Source organism: Pseudomonas sp. P4_C4 (genome assembly GCF_056402055.1).
On the sequence record NZ_JBFUID010000120.1, the window covers coordinates 1 to 5,334 of the forward strand.

The following is a 5,334-nucleotide window of genomic DNA, read 5'->3' on the forward strand; positions in this document are numbered from 1 at the left end:
GTCGGCATCTGGTACCGCTTCACCAGCGACGAACGCCTGGGCATCGACGTCGTCGAATTCCACGACTCCCCGCGCGCCTACCAGTTCGACGTCGAGCTGCCGCTGCGGCCGCTCTCCGGGTTAAGCAGCCGCGGTGAGGACAGCGTCTGGGCCTTGCAGTCGGAACACCAGGTGGTGGAGCAGCACGTGAACATCCGCGCCTACCACCACCGCGACGCCCGCGCGCACCTGGACGGCGACATCGACCAGACGCGCGGCGCCAAGGGCACCTACGGCGAGGCCTACCACTACGCCGAACCCTACACCACGCTCGGCGACCGCCACGACTTCCCCGAAGACGTGCAGTGCGAAAGCGGCTACTTCTATGCRCGCCTGCGCCACGAGCGTTACCTCAATCGCCGCACCCGCCTGCGCGGCATGAGCAGCAGTCCCCGCCTGGCRCCGGGCCAGGTGCTGGAAGTCACCGACGGCGCGCCCCAGGCCTTCGCGCCGCGGGCGGTGATCATCGGGCTCAAGGCCGGCGCCGCCCGCGAYCGCAGCTTCGAGTGCAGCTTCCAGGCCATCCCCTTTGCGCAGACGGTGTGCTTTCGCCCCGAGGTGCCGCCCAAACCCTTGATCGCCGGCACCGTGCCGGCCCGGGTGACCAGCGCRCAGGCCCACAACCCCTACGCCGATACCGACGCCGAGGGCCGCTACCGGGTRCAGTTCCTGTTCGACCGCGACACCTGGGACGCCGGTCGCGAAAGCACCTGGCTGCGCCTGGCCCGGGCGTACGCCGGCGACACCCACGGCCTGCACCTGCCGCTGATCGCCGGCACCGAAGTGGCGGTGGCCTTCGAACAGGGCGACCCCGACCGCCCCTACATCGCCCACGCCCTGCACGACAGCCAGCACCCCGACCCCGTCACCATGTACAACGAAAAACGCAACGTGCTGCGCACCCCGGCCAACAACAAGCTGCGGCTGGACGATACCCGCGGTCAGGAGCACATCAAGCTCAGCACCGAACACAGTGGCAAGAGCCAGCTCAACCTCGGGCACGTGGTGGATGCGAAGAAGGCCAAACGTGGGGAAGGCTTTGAGTTGCGCACCGATGCCTGGGGGGCGATTCGCGCGGGCAAGGGGTTGTTTATCAGTGCCGATGAACAGAGCAAGGCCCAGGGGCAGGTGTTGGACATGGCCGCCGCCGTCGGCCGCCTGCAACAGGCCGGCGACCAACTGCAACAGCTGTCCACGGACGCCCAAACCGCCCACGCCGAACCGGCGGACGTGGCCGCGCAACTGAACCTGCTGCGCCAGGATCTGGAACAGCTCAAGTCCCAGGTCCTGCTGCTCAGCGCCCCACAAGGCATCGCCCTGACCAGCGGCCAGCACCTGCAACTGGCCGCGCAGGACAACCTGATGCTCAACGCCGGCGGCCACGCCGACCTCAGCGTGGTCAAGCGCCTGTTCATCGGCGTCGGCCAGGGCCTGAGCCTGTTCGTGCGCAAGCTGGGGATCAAGCTGATCGCCAATCAGGGCCCGGTCAGCGTGCAGGCGCAAAACGACCGCCTGGAACTGATCGCCCGGCTGGGGCTGGACATCACCAGCACCGAGGACGAAATCCACATCACGGCGAAGAAGAAAATCGTCCTCAACGGCGGCGGCAGCTACCTCAGCCTGGAGACGTGTGGCATCGAGTCGGGCACGGCGGGCGATCACAACATCAAGGCGGCGTTTCTGGAGTACGTCCCGACCAAGGTCACGCAGGCGGCGCGCTTGCCGCCGCTGCCGGCGGTGATTGATCCGCCGCTGGCGTTCGATCAGCAGTACCAGATTTTTGCCAACGATGGCGAGCAGGTCCTGGCCGGCGTGCCGTACAAGATCTCCAGTGCCAGCGGCAACGTGTGGAAAGGCACCACCGACAGCCAGGGTTTCACCCAGCGGGTGTACACCGCCGCTCCGGAGGAACTCTCGCTGATCTACGACATGGACGAAGAGGAGGAAGAGGAAGAACTCGAAGGCATCACCCTGCGCATCGGGCTGTTTTTTGATGGCACCGGTAACAACCAGGCCAACGCGGCCCTCACCGAACAGTGCCGACGCGAGGATCTGCAACTGTTCGATGAAAGCGATCTGGCGTCCATCATTCAGTTGTGCAACCAGTATGGGTTTGACGAGTTTGATGGCAGTGGTTTTGGTCGTACGCCGGATAACAGTTATGGGAATGCGCCGAGTAATGTGGTGCATTTGTTTGCGCTGTATCCCGATCACGCCACCGATGGTCTCCCGCCCGGAGCTGAAATTGGTTATGTGCCGGTCTATCTGGAGGGTATTGGTACCCGCAGCGGTGGTGACGACTCGCTTTTCGGGCAAGGTATGGGGCGGGGTGAAACCGGGGTGGTGGCGCGGGTTGAACAAGCGCCGGCAGTAATTGCGGAGCAACTACGTGATTTTTCGGTTGCCAACCCAGGTACTAATATCCGTCGGGTTGAGTTCGACATCTTTGGCTTTAGCCGCGGTGCCGCCGCCACGCGCCACTGTGCCAACGAACTGCTCAAACCGGGTCGAGGTGTATTCGGTGATCTGCTGCAGGGAGGCCGCTTCGGCCTGCTCGGCAGCTTCGACCCGGCGGTCGATATCCGCCTCAACCTGATCGGCCTGTTCGACACCGTGGCCGCCATCGGCGGCATGGACCTGAACGTGGCCGATGACCATAACCCGGGCGTTAACCTGTACCTGCCACCCGGTTGTGCGCGTCAGGTCATCCAGCTACAGGCGCGCGACGAGTGCCGGCTTAACTTTTCCCTCAACGAAGTGCTGCACGATCATCGACAAATCAGTCTGCCCGGGGTGCACTCGGACATCGGCGGCGGCTATCTGCCACGTGCCCGGGAACGGCTGTGGTTGACCCGACCCGGTCGCCTCACCCTGCGACGCAACCAACCGGTGCAGTCCACTCCCGAGTGGGCCAAGGCCCTGGCTCAAGTGCAGGCCCTGCGCGCCAGTGGCCTGGCTGACGAAGGCAGTGTCGAGGTCAAGGCCTGGTCGTTCACCCCGGCCGCCCGGGGCAAGCAGGAGTCCGACCAGGACCACTATCTGCTGGCGATTGTTCTGGATCGTCCGGTCCGAGGTGAATTGGCATTGATTGCCTTGCGCCTGATGCGCGAACTGGGTGTGCGTCATGGTGTGCCCTTCAAAAGTCTTGAAGCGCAACCCGGATTGGCACTACCCACAGATTTGCAACCGATCGCTGCACAAATCCTTGAGCATGCACTGTCGGGCACCGAGGTCATCCTCAATCCCGAGCAGGAACGTTTACTGCGCGCTCGCTATATCCATCAGTCCGCCCACTGGACGCCCAACAAAGGTTTGATGATCAACAAACCGGCACCCGACAGCACACGCAAGATCCATCCTCATCAGCCACAAAAGGGCTACCCGCAATGAAGCGCCTGAGCCTGCTGGTCGGACTGCTGTTCAGCCTGTGTGCCTGCGCCAATGGTCCCACACCGCCCAAGTTGCCCTACCACAGCTGGTACGTCGGCCTGGCGGCACCGCGTTTCATGGAAGTGTGGGTCGAGAGCGTGGATGTGCTCGATCAGCGCGGGTTGGCGTTCTTTCGCGTGTCTGCCGGGGTGGCCGGTTACACCCGCAAACCTGAAGGCTGGCACAAAGGAGGGGGGAAAATGATGCCGGTAAACAACGTCGACCTGCCGGACCGCATCTTCGTGCGCTGGCAATCGTTGGTGGAGCCGCAGACCTACAAGATCGGTATCCGGATCCCGCAGTGGGTGCGCGATGAGATGGTCAGGCCGGAGCGGGTTTTCTGTAAAGCGGATCAGGAGAATGTAACGCTGTATCGCAACAGAATCACGTTGGGGATGGCGCCCGGTGGCATCGTCAAAGTTTGGGTGGGTGCGGGATGTCTTGGGTTCAAGGAAGTCGGGCGATTTCAGGCCGAGATCGAGCCGCTTGGGCCTTACAAAGGAAAGAGCAACGGCCAATACGTGCCCATAGAACCTGAAAACAAAGCCTACGTGGACCAGCACGGGATTCCCTATGGCACTTGGTAAGGGCTACGTCCCAATGAAGCGCCTGAGCCTGCTGGTCAGCCTGTTGTTCAGCCTTTGCGCCTGCGCCGGTGGTCCCACGCCGCCCAAGTTGCCTTACCACAGCTGGTACGTCGGCCTGGCTGCACCGCGTTTTATGGAAGTGTGGGTCGAGAGCGTGGATGTGTTGGACCAGCGCGGGTTGGCGTTCTTTCACGTGTTTGGGGGCGTGGCTGGATACACCCGTAACCCGGAGGGCTGGCACAAAGGAGGGGGGAAAATGATGCCGGTAAACAACGTCGACCTGCCAGACCGCATCTTCGTGCGCTGGCAATCGCTGGTGGAGCCGCAGACCTACAAGATCGGTATCCGGATCCCGCAGTGGGTGCGCGAGGAGATGCTCAAGCCAGAGCGGGTGTTTTGCCAAGGCTCAAAAGAGTGGATTGATGACTATCGACAGATGATCACCCTCGGCATGGCTCCCGGCGGCATCGTCAAGGTCTGGGTGGGTGGGCCGTGCCTGGGGTTCAAGGAGGTTGGACGCTTTCAGGCCGAGATCGAGCCGCTTGGGCCTTATCAAAACGGTAAGGGTAACTATTACCGCGCACCGAAGCCTGAGGCGCAGGCCTATATCGATCAACACGGAATCCCCTATGACACTTGGTAAGGGGCACTCCCCAATGAAGCGCCTGATCTTGCTGGTCGGACTGTTGTTCAGCCTGTGTGCCTGCGCCACGGGCCCCACGCCGCCCAAGTTGCCCTACCACAGCTGGTACGTCGGCCTGGCTGCACCGCGATACATGGAAGTGTGGGTCGAGAGCGTGGATGTGCTTGATCAACGGGGATTGGCGTTCTTTCACGTGTCGGGAGGAGTAGCCAGTTACACCGGCAAAGCAGAAGGCTGGCACCAAGGGGCTGGATCGATGATGCCAGTGAACAACGTCGACCTGCCGGACCGCATCTTCGTGCGCTGGCAATCGCTGGTGGAGCCGCAGACCTACAAGATCGGTATCCGGATCCCGCAGTGGGTGCGGGATGAGATGGTCAAGTCCGAGCGGGTGTTTTGCAAAGGCTCAAAAAAATGGAAGGACGAGTATCGGGATTCCATCACGTTGGGCATGGCCCCCGGTGGCATCGTCAAGGTCTGGGTGGGTGGGCCATGCCTGGGGTTCAAGGAGGTTGGACGCTTTCAGGCGGAGATCGAGCCGCTTGGGCCTTATCAAAACGGTAAGGGTAACTATTACCGCGCACCGAAGCCTGAGGCGCAGGCCTATATCGATCAACACGGAATCCCCTATGGCAC

General features: G+C 62.5%; 3 protein-coding genes and 1 pseudogene. All 4 read left to right on the forward strand.

What is annotated here, in order from left to right:
* Positions 1-1,728 (forward strand): annotated as a pseudogene (locus tag AC1DXW_RS30740) (DUF2345 domain-containing protein); the annotation flags it as partial.
* A 1,697-nt stretch (positions 1,729-3,425) separates the two neighbouring features.
* Positions 3,426-4,055, forward strand: coding sequence for a DUF2931 family protein (locus tag AC1DXW_RS30745; protein ID WP_477754670.1), 630 nt, complete (start codon positions 3,426-3,428; stop codon positions 4,053-4,055).
* Complete coding sequence (locus AC1DXW_RS30750; RefSeq protein ID WP_477760889.1) at positions 4,042-4,698, forward strand: DUF2931 family protein; 657 nt, start codon at positions 4,042-4,044, stop codon at positions 4,696-4,698. Before AC1DXW_RS30745 ends, AC1DXW_RS30750 begins: the two co-directional genes overlap by 14 nt.
* A gap of 13 nt (positions 4,699-4,711) precedes the next feature.
* The coding region (locus AC1DXW_RS30755; RefSeq protein ID WP_477760890.1) for a DUF2931 family protein at positions 4,712-5,334 on the forward strand (623 nt) is incomplete at its 3' end.

What these genes read in the sequence shown, in the direction of transcription:
- AC1DXW_RS30745 (WP_477754670.1), top strand. Translation starts at nt 3,426, where the DNA reads ATGAAGCGCCTGAGCCTGCTGGTCGGACTGCTGTTCAGCCTGTGTGCC.
- AC1DXW_RS30750 (WP_477760889.1), top strand. Translation starts at nt 4,042, where the DNA reads ATGGCACTTGGTAAGGGCTACGTCCCAATGAAGCGCCTGAGCCTGCTG.